Annotated in this window: 18 protein-coding genes; 11 read left to right on the top strand and 7 right to left on the bottom strand. The window is 71.3% G+C overall.

The genetic code is table 11. The features are described from left to right. Positions 1-4 precede the first annotated feature (4 nt). A complete protein-coding gene (locus ACZ6S4_RS19820) occupies positions 5-1,600 on the top strand; it encodes a glycoside hydrolase family 13 protein (protein WP_465476330.1) in 1,596 nt (531 codons plus the stop codon). Then, positions 1,597-2,610, top strand: coding sequence for a LacI family DNA-binding transcriptional regulator (locus ACZ6S4_RS19815; protein WP_465476329.1), 1,014 nt, complete (start codon positions 1,597-1,599; stop codon positions 2,608-2,610). Before ACZ6S4_RS19820 ends, ACZ6S4_RS19815 begins: the two co-directional genes overlap by 4 nt. Positions 2,611-2,635: 25 nt before the next feature. On the opposite strand, the gene ACZ6S4_RS19810 is transcribed toward ACZ6S4_RS19815, so the two are convergent. The 3 genes from ACZ6S4_RS19810 to ACZ6S4_RS19800 form a co-directional block, all read right to left on the bottom strand. After that, positions 2,636-3,250: a helix-turn-helix domain-containing protein gene (locus ACZ6S4_RS19810; protein ID WP_465476328.1), complete on the bottom strand. Its 615-nt coding sequence runs from the start codon at positions 3,248-3,250 to the stop codon at positions 2,636-2,638. After that, positions 3,247-3,483, bottom strand: coding sequence for a hypothetical protein (locus tag ACZ6S4_RS19805; RefSeq protein ID WP_465476327.1), 237 nt, complete (start codon positions 3,481-3,483; stop codon positions 3,247-3,249). Before ACZ6S4_RS19805 ends, ACZ6S4_RS19810 begins: the two co-directional genes overlap by 4 nt. Positions 3,484-4,515: 1,032 nt before the next feature. Then, a complete protein-coding gene (locus ACZ6S4_RS19800; RefSeq protein ID WP_465476326.1) occupies positions 4,516-5,451 on the bottom strand; it encodes a hypothetical protein in 936 nt (311 codons plus the stop codon). A 122-nt stretch (positions 5,452-5,573) separates the two neighbouring features. Here ACZ6S4_RS19800 and ACZ6S4_RS19795 point away from each other — a divergent pair, with 122 nt between their 5' ends. The 5 genes from ACZ6S4_RS19795 to ACZ6S4_RS19775 are packed head-to-tail and all read left to right on the top strand — an operon-like array spanning position 5,574 to position 10,270. Beyond that, on the top strand, positions 5,574-7,034 hold the full coding sequence (locus ACZ6S4_RS19795; protein WP_465476325.1) for a menaquinone biosynthesis decarboxylase: 1,461 nt from the start codon (positions 5,574-5,576) through the stop codon (positions 7,032-7,034). After that, complete coding sequence (mqnP, locus tag ACZ6S4_RS19790) at positions 7,031-7,927, top strand: menaquinone biosynthesis prenyltransferase MqnP (protein WP_465476324.1); 897 nt, start codon at positions 7,031-7,033, stop codon at positions 7,925-7,927. Before ACZ6S4_RS19795 ends, mqnP begins: the two co-directional genes overlap by 4 nt. A 31-nt stretch (positions 7,928-7,958) precedes the next feature. Beyond that, entirely contained in the window at positions 7,959-8,486 is a 528-nt protein-coding gene (locus tag ACZ6S4_RS19785; protein ID WP_360550801.1) for a SigE family RNA polymerase sigma factor, read from the top strand. After that, the gene (locus ACZ6S4_RS19780) at positions 8,467-9,609 is read left to right on the top strand and encodes a hypothetical protein (RefSeq protein ID WP_465476323.1); all 1,143 of its coding nucleotides are present in this window, start codon (positions 8,467-8,469) and stop codon (positions 9,607-9,609) included. Before ACZ6S4_RS19785 ends, ACZ6S4_RS19780 begins: the two co-directional genes overlap by 20 nt. A 25-nt stretch (positions 9,610-9,634) precedes the next feature. Beyond that, the gene (locus tag ACZ6S4_RS19775; protein WP_465476322.1) at positions 9,635-10,270 is read left to right on the top strand and encodes a UbiX family flavin prenyltransferase; all 636 of its coding nucleotides are present in this window, start codon (positions 9,635-9,637) and stop codon (positions 10,268-10,270) included. Here the strand turns inward: ACZ6S4_RS19775 and ACZ6S4_RS19770 are convergent. After that, positions 10,243-10,518 carry a BldC family transcriptional regulator gene (locus ACZ6S4_RS19770; protein ID WP_125808202.1) on the bottom strand — a complete coding sequence of 92 codons (276 nt, stop codon included), beginning with the start codon at positions 10,516-10,518 and terminating at the stop codon, positions 10,243-10,245. The two genes, ACZ6S4_RS19775 and ACZ6S4_RS19770, sit on opposite strands and share 28 nt — an antisense overlap. 221 nt (positions 10,519-10,739) lie before the next feature. Here ACZ6S4_RS19770 and ACZ6S4_RS19765 point away from each other — a divergent pair, with 221 nt between their 5' ends. The 3 genes from ACZ6S4_RS19765 (at position 10,740) to ACZ6S4_RS19755 (ending at position 13,876) form a co-directional block, all read left to right on the top strand. Further along, positions 10,740-11,201 (top strand): Lrp/AsnC family transcriptional regulator, encoded by a 462-nt coding sequence (locus ACZ6S4_RS19765; RefSeq protein WP_465476321.1) that lies wholly within the window; start codon positions 10,740-10,742, stop codon positions 11,199-11,201. Positions 11,202-11,204: 3 nt separating this feature from the next. Next, positions 11,205-12,299, top strand: a complete 1,095-nt coding sequence (cds1, locus tag ACZ6S4_RS19760; RefSeq protein WP_465476320.1) for an L-cysteine desulfhydrase Cds1 — start codon at positions 11,205-11,207, stop codon at positions 12,297-12,299. Between the two features lie 74 nt (positions 12,300-12,373). Then, the gene (locus tag ACZ6S4_RS19755; RefSeq protein ID WP_465476319.1) at positions 12,374-13,876 is read left to right on the top strand and encodes a hypothetical protein; all 1,503 of its coding nucleotides are present in this window, start codon (positions 12,374-12,376) and stop codon (positions 13,874-13,876) included. Here the strand turns inward: ACZ6S4_RS19755 and ACZ6S4_RS19750 are convergent. The 3 genes from ACZ6S4_RS19750 to ACZ6S4_RS19740 all read right to left on the bottom strand — a co-directional run bounded on the left by ACZ6S4_RS19750 (position 13,873) and on the right by ACZ6S4_RS19740 (position 18,808). Continuing rightward, a complete protein-coding gene (locus ACZ6S4_RS19750; RefSeq protein WP_465476374.1) occupies positions 13,873-14,496 on the bottom strand; it encodes a putative glycolipid-binding domain-containing protein in 624 nt (207 codons plus the stop codon). The genes ACZ6S4_RS19755 and ACZ6S4_RS19750 overlap by 4 nt on opposite strands. Positions 14,497-15,203: 707 nt before the next feature. Then, the gene (locus ACZ6S4_RS19745; RefSeq protein WP_465476318.1) at positions 15,204-17,057 is read right to left on the bottom strand and encodes a DEAD/DEAH box helicase; all 1,854 of its coding nucleotides are present in this window, start codon (positions 17,055-17,057) and stop codon (positions 15,204-15,206) included. A 239-nt stretch (positions 17,058-17,296) separates the two neighbouring features. Next, positions 17,297-18,808, bottom strand: a complete 1,512-nt coding sequence (locus ACZ6S4_RS19740; protein ID WP_465476317.1) for a hypothetical protein — start codon at positions 18,806-18,808, stop codon at positions 17,297-17,299. 7 nt (positions 18,809-18,815) lie between these two features. On the opposite strand from ACZ6S4_RS19740, the gene ACZ6S4_RS19735 reads away from it, so the two are divergent. Continuing rightward, a complete protein-coding gene (locus ACZ6S4_RS19735; RefSeq protein WP_465476316.1) occupies positions 18,816-19,511 on the top strand; it encodes a hypothetical protein in 696 nt (231 codons plus the stop codon). Positions 19,512-19,533 lie beyond the last annotated feature (22 nt).

The raw sequence follows: 19,533 nt of genomic DNA, 5'->3' as shown, positions 1-19,533 counted from the left end.
AATCGTGTCTCGTGAGTGGTGGCGTCATGCCGCGATCTACCAGGTCTATCCGCGCTCGTTCGCGGACGCCGACGGCGACGGGATCGGCGACCTGGCCGGTGTCCGGGCCCGCCTGCCGCACCTGCACGACCTGGGCATCGACGCCATCTGGTTCAGCCCGTGGTACCCGTCGCCGATGGCCGACGCCGGGTACGACGTGGCCGACTACCGCGACATCGACCCGATGTTCGGCACTCTCGACGAGGCCCGCGTCCTGATCGGCGAGGCGCACCAGCTCGGCATCCGCACCATCGTGGATGTCGTGCCGAACCACTGCTCGGATCAGCACGAGTGGTTCATCGAGGCCTTGGGTGCGCGCCCGGGGGACCCCGCCCGGGACCGGTTCTGGTTCCGGGCGGGGCGGGGCCCGCACGGCGAGCTGCCTCCGAACGACTGGCAGTCCACCTTCGGCGGCCCCGCCTGGACCCGGCTCCCCGACGGTGAGTGGTACCTGCACCTGTTCGCCCGCGAGCAGCCCGACTTCAACTGGAACCATCCCGGCGTACGCGCGGAGTTCGAGGACATCCTGCGGTTCTGGTTCGACCTCGGCGTCGACGGCATCCGGATCGACTCGGCGGCCATGTGCGTCAAGGACCCCGGCCTGAGCGAGCCGGTCGAGGGCGAGCCGCACCCGTACGTGGACCAGGACGGCACCCACGAGATCTACCGCGCGTGGCGGGCCGTCGCCGACTCCTACACCGAGCCGCGCGCGCTGATCGGCGAGGTGTGGCTGGCCGACGCCGAGCGGTTCGCCCGGTATCTGCGCCCCGACGAGATGCACACCGCCTTCAACTTCGACTTCCTCGGCTGCCCGTGGGACGCCAAGGCGCTACACAAGGTGATTGTCGACACCCTCGCCTCGCACGCCGCGGTCGGCGCCCCGAGCACCTGGGTGCTGTCCAATCACGACGTCACCCGGCACGTCACCCGCTACGGCCGCGAAGACACAGCGTTCGAGTTCGCGCTGCGCGGCGCCCGGCACGGCCGGCCCACTGATCCGGCCCTGGGCACCCGCCGGGCCCGCGCGGCCGCACTGCTGACCACGTCGCTGCCCGGCTCGGTGTACGTCTACCAGGGTGAGGAACTGGGCCTACCCGAGGTCGAGGACCTCAGCGACGAGGTCCGCGACGACCCGATGTACACCCGCAGCGGCGGCGCCGACCCGGGCCGGGACGGTTGCCGCATCCCGCTGCCCTGGTCGTCGTCCGGACCGGCGCTCGGGTTCAACACCACCGGCGCGAGCTGGCTGCCGCAGCCGGCCGAGTGGGCGCAGCTCAGCGTCGAGGCCCAGCAGGACGACCCGGGCTCGATGCTCAACCTGTACCGGGCCGCCCTGCACCGGCGCCGGTCCCTGGCCGGGCCGATGACCTGGCTCGACGCGCCCGCCGACGTGCTGGCGTTCAGCCGCCCGGGAGGCTTCGCCTGCGTGGTCAACCTGTCCGCCGCCGCCGTGCCGCTGCCGGCCCACGAGGAGGTGCTGCTGGCCAGCGCCGAGCTGGTGGACGGGCGGCTCGCACCCGACGCCGCCGTCTGGCTGCGGACCCTAGACTCGCAGGCATGACCCGCAGACTCGCCGATGTGGCCCAGCACGTCGGGGTCAGCCAGGCGACCGTCTCCCGGGTGCTCAACGACAAGCCGGGCATCTCCCAGGCCACCCGCGACGCGGTGCTCACGGCCCTGGACGTGCTCGGCTACGAGCGGCCGAACAAACTGCGCGGCGAACGGGCCCGGCTGGTCGGCATCGTCCTGCCCGAGATGACCAACCCGGTGTTCCCGGCGCTGGCCGAGGCCATGGCCGGAGCGCTGGCCAAGCGCGGCTTCAGCCCGGTGCTGTGCACCCGTACGGTCGACGGCGTCGCGGAGGCGGACTACGTCTCGATCCTGCTGGAGCAGCAGGTCTCCGGCGTGCTCTTCGGCGGCGGGCTCTACCAGCAGGCGGACGCCGACCACAGCCACTACGCGGCGCTGCGTGAGCGGTCGCTGCCCACGGTGCTGGTCAACGCGGCCGTCGAAGGGCTGGGCTTCCCGCAGGTCTGCACCGACGACGGGCACGGCGTCGACCAGGCGTACGGGCATCTGGCGGCGCTGGGCCACGACCGGATCGCGCTGCTGCTCGGCCCGGCCGACCACGTGCCCAGCGCCCGCAAGCTGGCGGCGTATCTCGCCGCCCGCGAGCGGCACGGGCACGACGGCCCGGCGCTGATCGGCCGGTCCCCGTTCGCGATGGCCGAGGCCCAGGTCGCGGCGGCCCGCCTGATCAGCGCGGGCGCCGGAGCCCTGATCTGCGCGAGCGACGTGACCGCGATCGGCGCGATCCGCGCCGCCCACCGGCTGGGCCGCGCGGTGCCGGGCGACGTGTCGATCATCGGCTACGACGACTCGCCGGTGATGGCCTGCACCGACCCGCCGCTGACCACCGTCCGCCAGCCGGTCGACGCGATGGGCCATGCGGCCGTCTCCCTGCTGCTGCACCAGATCGACGGCCATCCGGGCCGCGGCGAGGAGCTCTTCTTCGAGCCGGAACTGGTGGTGCGCAACACGACCGGCGCCGCCGCGCGGTCGCTCGCCTGAGCAAGCCGCGCGGCAGCGACGTCACCTACCGGTCGTGCCTGGGCACGGCGTTGCGGAGGATGTCCCACTGGGCGACCTCGGCCGTCCAGCCAGGTGCTTTCTCCACCCGCGCATGCCAGGCGGCGTGCCGCCCGGCGTCCAGGACGCCGGCACCGCACTCCCGGCAGGGCTGCCCGGCCGGCGCCGCGGGCACGCCGGCCTCGACCTTGCGGGAGTGCGCGCTGCGGCGGTGCATGTCCGCGGCGATCCACAGGGGATGCCACTCCTGTTTGACCTTCGCGGCCGGAACCCCGAACGTCACTCCGAGCTTGCGGACCAGATGCCAGGCGGGTGGCATCTTGCCGGACAGCACCTTCGAGATGGTGGCCTTGCTGTAACCCACCGCGTCACCGATCTCGGCGAGCGGACGCCGGCCCGCGCTCACGTGGGCCCAGGTCAGCTCCTCGGCCAGCAGCGTGCCGGCCTCGGCGCCGTCGAGGAGCTGCGCCTTCAGCGAGGCTCGTTCCTGACCGTGCTGGGCGAGCAGATGACTGACGTCGGCCCGGGTGGGCGTGAGGCTGGGCGGGCCGGCCGGGTGCGTCATGACGGGTTCGCCGGCGCCCATCGCGTGGCGGGGTGCGCTGTCGCTCCGGCGGCTCATCGGGCGCCCGCCCAGCCCGGGACGAGCGTGGTAGGCCGTGGGCCGTCCAGCACCCAGCCGGCAATGACGGCGCCGAGCAGGCCGAGGCCGGTGAGGGTGGCGACGACTGTGTCCGGAGCGGCACCTTCGTGCAGCATCGTCATGCCGTAGCTCACCACGACGACAAAAATGGTGACGCGGGCGATGGCCGGCGGGTCATCCGCCGGCCGGATGGGAATGGGGCAATTGAGCATTGTGGACTGCCTTTCCGGTGGTGGTCCTGGGCAATCCCGGTGGTGGACGGGATCGGCTTGGTGTCGGCCGCCATTCTGCCCCAGAGCGCGCCGGCGCGGCCACAGCTGCGATAACGCTGCGGAGCGGGTGGCGTGAAACGAGACAGCCGGGATACGAGAATCGTGCTCATGTTCCGGCACCCATTTTCGGCGCTCGGAAAGGCGCGGAAAGAAATAGAGGGACCGGCCGGTCAACCTGCTCCGGCGGTCCCTCTATCGTGCGGAAAGACGGCCACCACAGCTGCTTTCCGCGGTGTTGCGGTACCGATACCAGCCCAGGACCAACCGGACGCAGTGTCGGTGCGGAGACTCCCGCGGGGCCCACCGTACTCGGCGTCTCCCGTCCAGGCCAGAAGGCGGCGACGGACCAGGGGTACGACGCGGTTCAGGGTGCCGTCCCGGCCGGCGCCGGACAACGGAGGGGAAACAACGCGCAACGCTGTGCACCGCGATGATCGCGTCGCAGGTCGGTGAGCTGGACGGAGACAACCGGACGCCCGTTATGCTGGCGCAACCTCCGCAACGCCGCGAAACGTGGTTCGAGCATCCGGGACGGAGGGCTCGCCGAAAGTCCAACCGCTCGAATTACCTCCGGTCGGCTGTTCGGGGGAGGCGCCGCGAGTTTGATCTTTCGCAATCATGAGATCGAGCCACCGATGCCGCCCGGACGTATTAGCCGGAATCCGGCGCTCGCCAGTGCACACCTTCCGAAACCGATCATGCGATTGCGCCGGAAACGGATGCCGACGTTGCCGGCCAAGAAAGCGACGCCATTTCTCTGGGGCCCGGCACCGTGAATGCCTCGTGTCGTACTTGTCCGGCTTGCCCGGTCGGGCACGCAGAGTCACGCACCCAGCGTGTGCTCTCGATCCAATACGCGTGACCATGTTGCGGGCGATTTCGTGATGACCAATTTTGCACGTCGGCGGTATGAACACTTTTGGCCGATTATGGACGACCACGATCGGGTGGTGCCAGGTGCACCCCGTCGCGTTACGGGCGCTCTTCCGCGGAGGGCGTGACGGCGGCCGGTGGCCGGTCGGGCGAGCCGGCACCCGCGCCACCGGCACAGTCGCCGGCCGTCCAGGTGTCGAAGCGGGTCACCCAGTTCAGGCAGAAGCCGCCGGCCCGCTGCTGGGCCTGGTCGCCGATCTGGGTGTCGACGTCGTCGCGCCAGTAGCGGGCCGAGCCGCCGTCCGGCGGGCGGAGCTGGACGTTGTCCACGGTCACCGGGGGGACCACCACCCGGGCCGGGCGGCTCGGGTCGACGTGGACCTCGACGTACTGCTCGACGTACGCCCGGGAGCCGACCGGCAGCTGCTGCGCGGTCAGCAGGTTCCACCGGTTGTTCCACCACAGCCACGCCTGCCAGACGTTGTTCGCGTCCGTGTGCAGGTCCAGCCAGACCTTGTCGCCCGGCTTGAGCTGGTACTGGTCGTAGAACTGCCAGGTCTTGGAGTTGGTGTTGAACGTGTAGATGTGCTGACGGCCGCCACCGGCCCAGCCCGTCTCGGCCCAGCCCGCCTCCAGCCAGGCGATGGAACCGGCGCCCATGTCGCGCTTGACCATGAAGCGGCCGGCCACGAAGTCGTACGTGTTGCGCCGGACCGCGCCGTCCACGATCTCGATGCGGCCCGAGACCCCGCCCCACTCGCCGCCGGTGCCCGCGCCGAGGTGGTGGTAGCCGCTCGGGGTGGCCCGCTCGCGCATCCGGTCGAGCCGGACGCCGGACTCCAGGATCGGTCCCGTGGCCCGGCAGGCCTTGCGGGCGTTGCGGCCGGCCGGCTCGGTCGGCGCTGTGACAGACGCCTCACCGCCCGGGCACGCGGGCAGCCGGTGGCTGCGGTGCGAGGCGGCCGGAGCGGCCGTCGCCAGCGCCGTGACCAGGCCACCCAGGGCGCACCAGCGCGCCACGGACCGGAATTTCAAGCTGCCCACCTCGCCCCTGACCAGCGCGGAAACCACATCTCTGGCTCAACGCCGGATGAGATCCCCCGGTGACGGTTCCCGCCCGCCGATCACTTGCCGTCCCGTGGTGCGAGACTGGGAACATGGCTGCGAAGGGCTTCCCGTACCACGATCTGCAGAGCTTCATCTCGGCCCTGGAAGCGGCCGGTGAGCTGCGCCGGGTCCGCGTACCGGTCGATCCGACGCTGGAGATCAGTGAGATCGTCACCCGCACCGTCAGGGCCGGCGGGCCGGCCCTGCTCTTCGAGCGCCCGACCCGCGGTGACATGCCGATCGTCGTCAACCTCTTCGGTACGGAGAAGCGGATGGCCATGGCGCTGGGCGTGGACAGCCTCGACGACGTCGGCAACCGGATCGGCTCGCTGATCCAGCCGGAGCTGCCGGTCGGCTGGTCCGGCATCCGCGAGGGCATCGGCAAGGTGCTTCAGCTCAAGTCGGTCCCGCCCAAGAAAGTCAAGAGCGCCCCCTGTCAGGAGGTCGTGCTCAAGGGCGACGAGGTGGACCTGGGTAAGCTGCCCGGCCTGCAGGTCTGGCCCGGTGACGGCGGCATCTTCCACAACTACGGGCTGACCCACACCAAGCACCCGGCGACCGGCAAGCGCAACCTCGGCCTCTACCGGCTGCAGCAGCACTCGAAGAACACGCTCGGGATGCACTGGCAGATCCACAAGGACAGCACCGCCCACCACGCCGTCGCCGAGCGCCGGGGCGAGCGGCTGCCGGTGGCCGTCGCGATCGGCTGCGACCCGGTGGTCAGCTATGCGGCCAGCGCCCCGCTGCCCGGCGACATCGACGAATACCTGTTCGCCGGCTTCCTGCGCGGCGAGCGGGTGGAGATGGTCGACTGCCTGACCGTGCCGTTGCAGGTGCCCGCGCAGGCGCAGATCGTCCTCGAGGGCTATCTGGAGCCGGGGGAGCGCGCGCCCGAGGGCCCGTTCGGCGACCACACCGGCTTCTACACCCCGGTCGAGCCGTTCCCGGTGCTGCACATCGAGTGCATGACGATGCGCAAGCAGCCGGTCTACCACTCGATCGTCACCAGCAAGCCGCCGCAGGAGGACCACGGTCTGGGCAAGGCCACCGAGCGGATCTTCCTGCCGCTGCTGAAGATGCTGATCCCGGACATCGTCGACTACGACATGCCGGCCGCCGGGGTGTTCCACAACTGCGTGATCGTCTCGATCCGCAAGCGCTACCCGAAGCACGCGCAAAAGATCATGAGTGCGGTCTGGGGCGCGCACCTGATGTCGCTGTCGAAGCTCATCGTGATCGTCGACGAGGACTGCGACGTGCACGACTACAACGAGGTGGCGTTCCGGGCCTTCGGCAACGTCGACTACGACCACGACCTGCTCATCACCCAGGGCCCGGTGGACCACCTCGATCATGCCTCCTACCAGCAGTTCTGGGGTGGCAAGGCGGGGCTGGACGCGACCCGTAAGCTGCCCGGCGAGGGCTACACCCGGGGCTGGCCGGAGGAGATGACCATGGCGGACGAGGTCGTCTCGCTGGTCGACAAGCGGTGGAAGGAATACGGCATATGACAGCGGTCGCCGCGGCGCCGGAGCAGCCAGGGAAGATCAAGTCATTCCTGAAGCTGGTGGCGATCGAGCACTCGGTCTTCGCGCTCCCGTTCGCCTACCTGTCCGCCCTGGTCGCGATGGACCGCACGGGCACCGGGGTGCGCTGGGTCGACCTGCTGCTGGTCACGATCGCCATGGTGTCCGGGCGCACCTTCGCCATGGCGGCCAACCGGATCCTGGACCGCAAGATCGACGCGCAGAATCCGCGTACCAGAAATCGCGAGCTGGTCACCGGGGCCGTCAGCGTGCGCACGGCCTGGACCGGCGCCGCCGTTTCCCTGGTCGTGCTGTTCGCCGCCGCGGCGCTGCTCAATCCGCTCTGCCTGGTCCTGTCGCCGCTCGCGGTGATCCCGCTGGTGATCTACCCGTACGCGAAGAGGTTCACGAACTTCCCGCACTACGTGCTCGCACTGGCGCAGGCCGTCGCGCCGGTCGGGGCGTGGCTGGCGATCACCGGCACGTTCGACGGCTCGGGCCCGGCCTGGGTGCTCGGCGTCGCGGTCGGGCTGTGGATCGGCGGCTTCGACATCATCTACGCCTGCCAGGACGTCGAGGTCGACCGGCGGATCGGCGTGCACTCCACCCCGGCCCGCTTCGGGATCCGCACGGCGCTGCACATCTCCACCGCCACCCACGTGCTGACTTTCGCGCTGTTCGTCTGGTTCGGCCAGCTCGTCGGGCTCGGCTGGCTGTGGTGGATCGGCCTGGGCCTGACCGCGGTCGCGTTCGCCTACCAGCACGTCGTCGTCACGCCCACCGACCTCTCCAAGGTCAACAGGGCGTTCTTCACGGCCAACGGCTTCGTGGGCATAGCCCTGTTCGTCTTCGCCGTCCTTGATCTGATTCTGCTGTAACTTTCCGGCCGCCGACTTCCGTCTATCAGCTGTGAGTGACAGAGACAGGGAGTTCAGCGCCTTCGTAGCCGCGCAGATGGAGCCGCTGCGCGGGCTCGCCTATCTCACCTGCGGCGACTGGCAGGCGGCTGAGGACGCGGTCCTCATCGCGCTGGCAAAGTTGTACGTGAAGTGGCGGCGCATCGACAACCCGGGCGCGTACGCGCGCACCGCCGTGGTCCGGGCGGCGATCGACGAGACCCGCCGCCCGTGGTGGCGGCGGGAGCGCGCGCAGAGCAATGCCATGCCCGACCGGCCCAACCTGCGTGACGACACGAACGCCGTCGACGAACGGCTGCGAATCCGTGACGCACTGCAGAAGATCCCCGCACGGCTGCGTGCCGTGCTGACTCTGCGCTACCTGGAGGGTCTGAGCATCCAGGAGACCGCCGAGGCCCTGGGGTGCCCAGAAGGAACCGTCAAGAGCTACACCTCGCGGGGCCTCGAAGCCCTGCGCACCGCCATGGGCGCCGAGGTGTTCGTCAACAGGGAGAATTACCGTGCCGCACGAGCTGTCTGAGATGTTGCAGGACGCCAAGTCGGATGCCCCGCCCCCGCGCTACAGCGTGCAGGACGCCCTGACGGCCGGACGCAGGCGGCAGCAGCGGCGCCGGGCGCTGTGGGCCGGCACCGGATCGGCCGCCGTCGTGCTCGCCGTGGCCGGGGCGGTCGCCGTGCCCCAGCTGTTGCCCGCGGGCAACGACAAGTCGACGACGGTGAACGCCGGAGCCCCCACTTCGAAGGCCGAGAAGCCGGCCAAGACGCCGTTCGCCTACCCGTCCACCGAGTTCTCCGGCACGTTCGCGAAGTACACCGTGGGAGACCTCACCGTCGACGGCACCGTGCTGGTGACGCCGGGCTACCAGGTCGCCTCGATCACGGCGCCGGGCAAGGGCCAGGCGTACGAGGACAAGAACGGTGGGCGGTACTACGCGCCGAACGTCATCGGGCACGTGGTGACGTACGCCAAGGGTGTCTTCAACCCGGCCAAGGCACAGAAGGACCCCAAGGCGGGCGCCGGCTGGTTCCACGCGGGTGAGAAGAAGGACCCGATCAAGCCCGGCCTCCCGGCGCCGTACGCCGAGTCCACCTACACCTGGAAGTACGCCGACGACGCCTGGGCCCAGGTCATCGTGCAGGGCCGGCTCAAGTACCCCGCGACGAAGCTGGCGTCGATCGCCGAGGGCCTCACCGGGGCAGCCGAGAAGCCGGTCAAGGTCGGCATCAAGCTGGGTTACGTGCCCGCGGGCTTCGAGCTCGGCTCCGCCGGGACGACCTCGGACTACCTCGAGGCATCGTTCGCCGGGACGTCCTTCCTGCGCCTGATCAAGGGCGACTTCCCGTACGAGAAGCTCACCGGCCCCGTCGGCGACCCGTTCATCGTGCAGGACACCCAGCTGCCGATCCTGTCGCTGCAGGTCTACCCGGCGAAGGAGCAGAAGTACACCTCGCCCGGGAACGCCCCCTACTGCCCGCAGGAAGGTCTCTGCTACCGCTACACCGCCGACAAGAAGTTCTTCGTCGAGCTCAACGGCGGCGGGTTCATCGGCAACAGCGAGATGATCAAGATGCTCAAGAGCGTGGAGTTCGCCGACCCGACCGACTCCTCGACCTGGTTCGCGGCCACCGAGGCCGTCAGCTGATCATCGCCTGGGGCATGCTGGAAGCATGCGCACCCCGTGGATCGTCGGTGTCTCCGGAGCTTCCGGCACGCCCTACGCGAAGGCTGTCCTGAACGGGCTCCTGGATGCCGGCGAAGCAGTCGACCTGGTCGTCTCCAAGGCGGCCAGGTTGACGCTGCTCGACGAGACCGGGGCGACCGTACGGGACGCGCACTGGAAGGACGATGTCCAGCAGTGGCTCGGGCGCGATCTCGGCGACCTGAGCTACTGGCCCGCCGGTGACCTGGCCGCCGGTCCGAGCAGCGGCTCGTACCCGGCCAAGGGGATGGCGGTCGTGCCGGCCAGCACGGCCGCCTGTGCCGGCATCGCGATCGGGCTGTCCAAGGACCTGCTCCAGCGGGCCGCCGAGGTGAACCTCAAGGAGCGCCGCCGTACGGTGGTCGTGCCCCGCGAGACCCCGGTGACCCGCAGCCACCTGGAGCACCTGATCGCCCTGCACGACGCCGGGGCGGTGGTCCTGCCGGCCAGCCCCGGCTTCTACGGCTCGGGCGCGCAGGCGACCGCCGGCCAACTGGTCGACTTCGTGGCCGGCAAGGTGCTCGACGCTCTGGGCGTACCCCATCAGCTCTTCACGCGATGGGCGGGAGAACTGAATCAGCGCAGTCCGTTGGGCGGGCCGTAGCTCTGCCCCGGATTGGTGGGCCCGCCGTTGCGCGGGCGGTTGGCGGCGTCGTCCTCGCGCATCTCCTCGACGACACCGTCGCCCTCGAGCAGCGCGCGCACCTCGGACTCGCGGAACCGGCGGTGGCCACCCGGAGTACGGATGCTGCCGATACGTCCGGCGGCTGCCCAGCGCGTGACCGTCTTCGGGTCCACCCGGAACAGCGCGGCCACCTCCCCGGGCGTCAGCAGTCGATCTCCTGTGTCCACGGCCCTCTCCTCGCGTCGTGTTGGAGCGCCGTTGGTCACAGTGAGTGTCGGCGTGCTCGATCGGGACGTAGTGCCATTAGAGCATCGCCAAAAACAGCAAGTCGCTGAAATGCGGAAAAAGCCCCGATTGCGACGTTGACCATTATCCTTGCTGCGTCCGGCGGTCGGAGCCCGCTACCGGGCGTGAGGTACCAGGACGTGTCGCACTAACCTCTGAAACCATGGACGCCATCGACCTGCGCCTGATCGACCTCTTGCGGGACAACGCCCGCTCCTCGTACGCGGAGCTGGCCCGGCAGGTGGGGCTCTCCGCGCCGGCCGTGCACGAGCGGGTGGGCAAGCTGGAAGCCGCCGGCACGATCCGGGCGTACCGGGCCGAGGTCGATCACGAGGCCATCGGGCTGGGCGTCACGGCCCTGATCGGCATCGTCGAGGACTCCGGCGCCGACACCGACGACGTGCTCTCCGCGCTGCGGGTGATGCCCGAGATCGAGTCCTGCTACTTCATGGCGGGCGTGGAGTCGTACCAGCTCACCGTCCGGGTGGGCACGATCGCCGAGCTGGAGCAGCTGATCGTCCGCATCAACCGGACCCGCGGCGTAGCGTCGACCAGGACGGCCATCGCGCTCTCCACGAAGTGGGAGAACCGCCCCCAGCCCGGCCTCGACCCGACGGCAGGCTGAGCCATGGACCAGCACGACCGCTGTGACGACACCGCCCGCGAGTGGGCCCGCGAGGCGATCGCGCTCGTGGAGGCGGACGCGAACCGCTCGGCCGACACCCACCTGCTGCCGTTCCCGCTGCCCCGCTCCTGGGGCATCGACCTCTATCTCAAGGACGAGTCGTCACACCCCACCGGTTCGCTCAAGCACCGGCTGGCCCGCTCGCTTTTCCTGTACGCCCTCTGCAACGGCTGGATCGGCCCGCACACCCCGGTCGTCGAGGCGTCCTCCGGCTCGACCGCGGTCAGCGAGGCGTACTTCGCCCGGATGCTCGGACTCGAGTTCATCGCGGTGATGCCGGCGAGCACCTCGCCCGAGAAGATCTCGCTGATCGAGTTCCAGGGTGGCAAGTGCCACCTCGTCACCGACCCGACGGCGGTTGTCGCGGCGGCCCGTACGCTCGCGGCCGAGCTCGGCGGACACTTCATGGACCAGTTCACCCACGCCGAACGGGCCACCGACTGGCGCGGCAACAACAACATCGCCGAGTCCATCTACCTGCAGCTGGGGCTGGAGCGGCACCCCGTACCGGCGTGGATCGTGGTCGGGGCCGGCACCGGCGGCACCAGCGCGACCATCGGCCGGTACGCCCGCTACCGGCAGCTGAACACCAAGCTCTGCGTGGTCGACCCGGAAGGGTCGGCGTTCTGGCCGGCCTACGTCTCCGGCGACTGGACGGTGTCCACCGGCCGCGGCTCGCGGATCGAGGGCATCGGCCGCCCCCGCGTGGAGGCCTCCTTCCAGCCCGCGGTGGTCGACCGGATGGTGCAGGTGCCGGATGCGGCGTCGCTGGCGGCGATGCGGGCCGGCTCGGCGGTGCTCGGGCGCCGGGTCGGCGGCTCCACGGGCACGAACCTGTGCGGGGCCTTCGGCCTGATCGCCGAGATGCGGGCGGCGGGCCACAAGGGGTCGGTGGTCACCCTGATCTGCGACGGCGGCGAGCGGTACGCGGACACGTACTACTCGGACGCCTGGGTCGCCGAGCAGGGCATCACCCTCGAACCACACCTGGCGGCGATTGACACGTTCCTGGCCACGGGCGTCTGGGAGCCTGCCTGAATTGGGGGCAGCGCTGCGGCGGTGGACCTGGGAGGATCTGAGACCTGTGACGGGTTTCGGGTTCGAGGAGCGCAGTGCACGACGCCGAGGAAGTACCCGCCGCTCCGCCGATGCCGTCCGGCCCCTGGTCGTCGCCGCCGGCCGGTTTTGCCCAGATCCCTGGTCAGCGGGCGCCGCAGGCCAGTGAGTTCTTTCCCTCGACCCACCCTTTTGTGCAGTCGCCGATCGAGGTCGGTGACCTGCCGCCCGGCATCGTCCCGGTGCCTTCTCCTGCGCCGCCGTCTCGCCGGGGCCGTGGCCTGCTGGTCGGGGCCGCGCTGGCGCTGGTCGCCGCGCTCGCCGTCGGTGCCGGTGTCGTCTACGTAAACCGCGCGCCGCTCTCGCTCAACGAGCGCGCCGCTGCGGCCGGGCCGGAGCGCACTGCCGCGCGGACCCCGCTGACGCCGGCCGAGGCCGCCGCCGCGGCGCTCAAGGCCCAGGCAACCGCCCTGCTGGCCAACAACGAGAAGGGCTGGCTGGCCGCCGTCGACCCGGGCCAGTCCAAGCTCCAAGCCCGGTACAGCTCGATGTTCCGCTCGCTGCGCGGGCTGGGCGTCAGCCACTTCGACTACCAGACCTCCGTCGACCCCGTCGACGCCAAGAGCGGCACGGTCCAGGTGACGGCCGAGGTCGCGTACTGCTTCAGCACCGACAAGTGCCCGGAGGAGAAATACAACGCGTCGGACGGCCCGCCGACGATCAGCCAGGTCCTGACCTTGAAAAAGGTCACCGGCCGGTACGTGATCGCCAAGGTCACCGAGAAGAAGAGCCGCAGCCGCCAGCAGCCGACCCCGTGGGAATCCGGCGACCTCAGCTTCCTCTCCGGCGAGCGGGTCACCGTGATCGGCAACCGCACCGAGCGCAAATACTTCAAGCAGGTGCTCGCCGCCGCCGAGAAGGCCGCCGTCGTCAACGACCGCTTCGCCGGCCTGGTCGGTAACCCCCAGCGCCGATACCGCGTCTACGTCGCCGGCGCGAAGCAGTGGAAGACCTGGTACGGCGGCATCACCGACAAATGGGTCATCGGCTACGCGATCCCGCTCAAGGACTCGGGCAGCGACGTGGTGCTCAACATCTCCGCCGTCCGTACGAACAGCGACGTGCTCGCCACCACGCTCCAGCACGAACTCGCTCACGTCGTCACGCTCGGTGGTGCGTACCGGACCGGCGGCAGCGAGGACATGTGGCTGGAGGAGGGCATCGCCGAGTACATCGGCTGGTACCCGAGATCCGCCACGGACAGCTGGCGCCGCTCGGCGGTGCGCTCCCTGCTCGCCGGCAGCAAACGCCCGAAGTCGATCGCCGCGAAGGCCCCCGGCGACAACGCCAGCCCCGACACCAGCGACGCCTTCTACGGCTTCGGCCACTTCACCGCCGACTGCCTCGCCCGCAAGTACGGCCAGGGCGCGCTCTTCGACTTCGTCCGGCTCTATCTGCGCGAGAACCGCGACCTGGACCCGGCGTCCCGCGAGGCGTTCGGCAAGCCGTTCACGACAGTCGACAAGACCTGCCTGACCTGGATCCGCGACAAGGTCTAGCGCACCCGCTGGGCCAGCCCCGGATAGTCCACGACAAAGCCTTCGTCGTCGACGACCAGGTCCGCACTGAAGGTCTCGGTGGCGAAACGCACCCGCCCGTCGCCCAGCGCGGTGTAGATCTGGTCCGCCTGCACGATCTCCAGGCTGGGCAGCAGCACCCAGGCGACGCTGACCCGGTGGGCCACCCCCGCCTCGGCCTTGAGCAGCCCCAGCCGCCGGATCGGCAACGTGTTGGTCAGCGGCGAACCGGTGAGGTCGACGTCGAAAGCCCCGAACAGCAGGTCCGGGTCCTCGGTGCCGGGCAGACCGGCCCCGGGGTGACCGCCGGCGGTCAGCGCCGCATCCAGGTCACCCCGCTCAGCGGTCGAGGTCCGCCACCGCCCACCCTCGGACTCCAGGCGCAAGCTACGGCTCCAGCCGGCGCCCTCGGTGCTGACCTCGAGCGCGGTCGTGACCCAGTCCGGGCCGGTGCGAAGCTCGTAGCGGGCGCTGTAGGCGATCGGATCGACGGCCACGGCTGTGCCCCGGGCGTGCAGCCCGGCATGGGTATCCACCAGTGCATGCTCAGCACCGGACGTGTCGCGGCGATCCCAGAAGAGTGAACCCGGCAGAACGGCCATAGTCATCGACTACCCGTTCCTGCCCCGCCGTGAACCCCGCTATGCCGTTCCCGGCCTGGGGCGGGCCCGGCCATTCCGTTCTGGGTCGTGCGCGAGCTCGCCGTTCCGTTCCGGGCCTGGGGCGGGCTCGGTCATTTCGTTCCGGGTTGGGCGCGAGCTCGCCGTTCCGTTCCGGGCCTGGGGCGGGCCCGGTCATTTCGTTCTGGGTCGTGCGCGAGCTCGCCGTTCCGTTCCGGGCCTGGGGCGGGCCCGGTCATTTCGTTCTGTGTCGGGCGCGAGCTCGCCGTTCTGTTCCGGGCCTGGGGCGGGCCCGGTCATTCCGTTCCGGGTCGGGCGCGAACCCCGGCCATCCCGTTCCGGATCGGGCGCGAGCCCGCCGTTCCGGGCTCGGGGCGGGCCCGGCCACCCCGTTCCGGGTCGGGCGCGAGCTCGCCGTTCCGTTCCGGGCCTGGGGCGGGCCCGGCCATCCCGTTCCGGGTCGGGCGCGAATCCCGGCCATCCCGTTCCGGATTGGGCGCGAGCCCGCCGTTCCGGGCTCGGGGCGGGCCCGGCCACCCCGTTCCGGGCCGGGCGCGAACCCCGGCCACCCCGTTGCCGGGCCAGGCGTGAACCCCCGCCATCCCGTTCCGGGCCGGGCGCGAACCCCCGCTACGCAGAAGAAGGCCCCGGCGCGCGGAGCGCCGGGGCCTTCTGTCGCGTGCTATGGATCAGTGCGTGTGCGCCGGACGGCCGGTCGAGAAGCGGCCGTTGCCGGTCTCCCGCCGGTCGTTGCGAGCGGGCTCGCGGCGGAAGCCACCCGGACGCTCGCTCAGGTTGCGCGCCGTCCGATCGCCGAAGCCGCGCTGGCGGTCGGCGAACGACGGACGGTCACCCGTCGGCCGGTCGCCGCCCGTTGCCGGACGGTCGGCGTAGGAACGGTCGCCTGCCGGGCGGTCGCCGTACGTGCGCTGCTCGCCACGGGGACGGTCGCTGAACGAGCGCTGCTCGCCACCACGCGGCCGGTCGCCGTAGGTGCGGTCGCCGCCGCTGCTGCTGCCGCCGCTGAAGCTGCCCCGCGGCCGGTCGCCGAACGAACGGTCTCCGCCACCGGTGCGCGGCCGGTCGCCGTAGCTGCTGCCACCGCGGGAACGGTCGCCGTAGCTGCTGCCACCACGCTGCGGCCGGTCACCGAAGCGACGCGGCCGGTCGCCACGCTCGCGCGGCTCGGGCTCGATCTTGACCGGGACACCGCTGGGCTCGCGAGCCCCGGTGACGTTGGCCAGCTGCTCGTCGCCGAGGCGGACCCGCAGCTCGGCCGGCGTGACGCCCGCCTTCAGCATCATCGACGCCGTGGTGCGGCGCTGCTTGGGCAGGACCAGCGTCACGACCGCGCCGGACTCGCCGGCCCGGGCGGTGCGACCCGCGCGGTGCAGGTAGTCCTTCGGGTCCTTCGGCGGGTCCACGTGCATGACCAGCGAGATGCCGTCGACGTGGATGCCGCGCGCCGCGACGTCCGTGGCGACCAGCACGTTCGTCCGGCCTTCCTTGAACTCGGCCAGCGTGCGGGTGCGTACCCGCTGGGTCTTGCCGCCGTGCAGCGCGCCGGCGCGCACGCCGACCGCCGCGAGCTGGTCGACCAGCCGGTCGACGCCCATCTGGGTGCGGGCGAAGACAATGGTCTTGCCGGCCCGGTTGGCGATCGACGCCGTGATCGGGAACTTGTCGTGCGGCGGGATCAGGAGCATGTGGTGCTCCATCGTGGAGACGCTGGCCTCCGCCGGGTTGGTGGAGTGCGTCACCGGGTCGTGCATGAACCGCTTGACCAGCGCATCGACGTCACCGTCGAGCGTCGCCGAGAACAGCAGGCGCTGCGCGTTCGCCGGGGTCTTGGACAGCAGCTCGGTGACCTCGGGCAGGAAGCCCATGTCGGCCATCTGGTCGGCCTCGTCCAGGACGGTGACCTCGACCGCGTCGAGCCGGCACGCGCCCCGCTCGATCAGGTCGCCGAGGCGGCCCGGGGTGGCGACGATGACCTCGACGCCGCGCCGCAGCGCGTCCATCTGGCGGTCGTACGGCACGCCGCCGACAGCGGTCTTGAGGAACACGCCGACCGAGCGGCCCAGCGGCGTCAGCGCGTCGGCCACCTGCATGGCCAGCTCGCGGGTCGGCACCAGGATCAGGGCCTTGGGCTGGTGCGGCAGCGCCCGGCCACTCTTGGCGATGCGGGCGAGCAGCGGCAGGCCGAACGCCAGCGTCTTGCCGGAGCCGGTCTGGCCACGGCCGAGCACGTCCCGGCCCGCGAGGGCGTCGGGCATGGTCGCGGCCTGGATCTCGAACGGGGCGATGATGCCCTCGCGGCTCAGCACCCGGACGAGCTCGGCGGGGATGCCCAGCTCGGCGAAGGTCGGCACGGCGGTGGCGGGGGTCTCGACGACCTCGACCTCGTGGGTCTCGGTCTGCTCCGCGGCGGCCTCAGGGGTGACCTGGGCGGCATCGGGAGCGTCGGTGCTGGGGGTGCCGCCGGACTCGGCGAGAACTTCTTCAACGGACGGGAACGTGCTGGGATCAGCGAAAGTGGTCAAGAGAACCTCTCTACGGGGGCGCATGCTCGCGTATGGCCCGCCGCGGCTACCAACAGCCGGCCGCTGAAATGACCGCAAGAACGCCCGTGGCGTGCTCGTTGAGGGCACGCCAGGTTAATTACTTCCATCAGTGTACGGGTCAACGTCCTCGACACTGCCCGCATTCCGCGCCGGTAGTGGGCAGGCTCACCCTTCGGCGCAACCTCGCCAGCTTAGGGGCATCCGTCGCCGGCGACAACTCATTGCTTGAAAACGCCACCGATCATGTCGCTGAACGCATCGCCGACGGTGAAGAGGAAAAGGAGGCTCACCCCGACCAGGACGAGCAGCACGATCAGCATCGCCACAGCCACCTTGACGTTGCTGCGCCGCTGGTTGTCGGGCCCGTCCCGCCAGCCCTGGGCCAGGATGTGGCCGGTCAGCGAACCGGAGTTCTCCACCGGATTGACGTTCACCGGCATCGTCATGTCAGCCGGCGCGTAGTCCGCCAGGCCGCCGTAGACGGTGCCCTGCCCCCGCTGCTGCGGCACGGCGGTGGACTGTCCGGATCCCGACGCAGCGGAACCTGAGCCGTACGTCACCGGGGTGCTCACCTGAGCCGCCGGTCCGCCGAACGGCTGCCGGGCACCGCCCGATGCGCCTACCCCGTACGAGGTCGAGCCGTTGCCGGCGGGTGCCGGGCTGCCGTACTGACCGGAAGGAGCGGCGGCCGGCATCGTGTACGCCGGGAGGGCGCCGGGGGCCTGGGAGCCGCCGGCGTTGGAGATCATCGGCGGCCCGGGGAAGGGAGCCGGCGGCGGGCCCGGGACCGGCGACGGGCCGGGACCCGGCGGTACGGGGCTCGGGCCGGGACCCGGCGGGATCGGGCTGGGGCCGGGGCCGGGCGGGATGGGGCTCGGGCCGGGGCCGGGCGGGATCGGGCTGGGACCGGGGCCCGGGGGTACGGGGCCGGGCGGCGTGGGGCTGGGTGCCGGGCCGGGTGTGGGGCTCGGTGCGGGGCCTGGCTGCGGGGCCGGGCTCGGGGTGGGAGTGGGGTGCGGGGTCGGCAGCGGGGCCGGCTCCGGCCGGGTGGGCTCGGGCTTGGCCGGTGCGGGCTTGACCGGCTCCGGGGTCGACGGCTCCGGCAGAGTGGGATCCGGGCTGGAGGGGTCGGGGCCTGAGGGGTCCGGGCTGGACGGGGCCGGGCTGGAGAAGGCCGGGCTGGACGGGGCCAGGCTGGACGGGGCCGGGATCGAGGGGGCCGGGCTGGAGAAGGCCGGGCTGGACGGGGCCGGGCTGGAGGGGTCCGCCGTGGCGGGGGCTGTGCTCTGCGGCTTCGTGCCGGGCTTGTCGCCGGTGGTGGAGCGGTCGGTGTTGCTCGAGGTGGGCTGGCGGGGGCGGTCGCCGACGCTCATCCAGCTGACCGCGCCTGCCTTTTCCCCGCTGGCCCCGTCTCCGCCGGTCTTGTCTCCGCCGGCCTTTTCGGCGCCGGCCTCGGGAGCTGCCGTCCTGCCGGAAATATCCGACTTGGAAGCTGTATCCGACTTGGCGGCGGTGCTCTGCTGGTCAGTCGTATTCGACTGGACGGTGCCGTTCGGCTTGGCCGGTGTGCCGGAGTCGTCCTTGGGGGTGCCATCGGTGCTGGGCTTGTCCGCCGTGCGGCCGTAGATCTTGGCCTGGCCGCTGGGCCAGGTGGTGGCCCGGGCGCCGGCGGGATCGATGGCGCCCGGCACGGTGGCGCGGGCGGCGTTGGCGCTCGGTGCGACCGACACGGGCCGCGTGGCGCCGCCGAGACCGCTGGCGGAGCTGGTGGGCACGGCGGCGGAGCCCGACCCGGCTGGAGAGCCACCGGAACCCGGCGGGGTCGAAGAGTCACCCGAACTGGCCGGTGTGCCGGAAGAAGGCGTGGCCGGCGAAACGCTCGGGGCAGCGGAAGAGCTGCTGGAACCGAAGACGGAACCAGCCGGCCGCACGGCCGCCGAGACGCTGCCCGGACTCACCGGACCAGCGGAGGCAGAGGCCGAGCCGGCCGAGCGGGCCGAGCCGCCGGAGCTGGCGGAGCCGCCGGAGCTGGCGGAGCCGCCGGAGACAGAGGCCGACCCGGAAACCGAGGCCCGCCCGCTGCTAGACCCACTGACCGGAGCCGCGCTGACCGGCGCGGACGCCGAGGCCCGAGCCGTCGACGCAGCTCCCGAGGGCGGCGACTTGGACGCGTCGGTGCCGGACGCCGGGGCCCACAGCGCGCCCGGTGCCGGCGGCGGGGGCAGCTCGTACCCCTGGTCGCTCTTCGGCCCGGCGCTGCTCGCGGGCGGCCGCGCAGCGGGCGGCGTCCTGCCGTCGCTGTCCGGTTTCGCCTGCTGCTCGTCCATGGGTCCTCCCGATCGCCGTCACCCGCGTGCCGACGCCACGTGCCGGACGCCGGGCAGACCGATTGCCGGGCGCTTGGTAACTACCGTGCCACATCAGCGCTCATGAGCGCACCCGGCGTCGGCCGGTC

Source organism: Actinoplanes sp. NPDC051405, from assembly GCF_055586185.1.
This window is presented reverse-complemented; position numbering and strand designations above follow the sequence as displayed.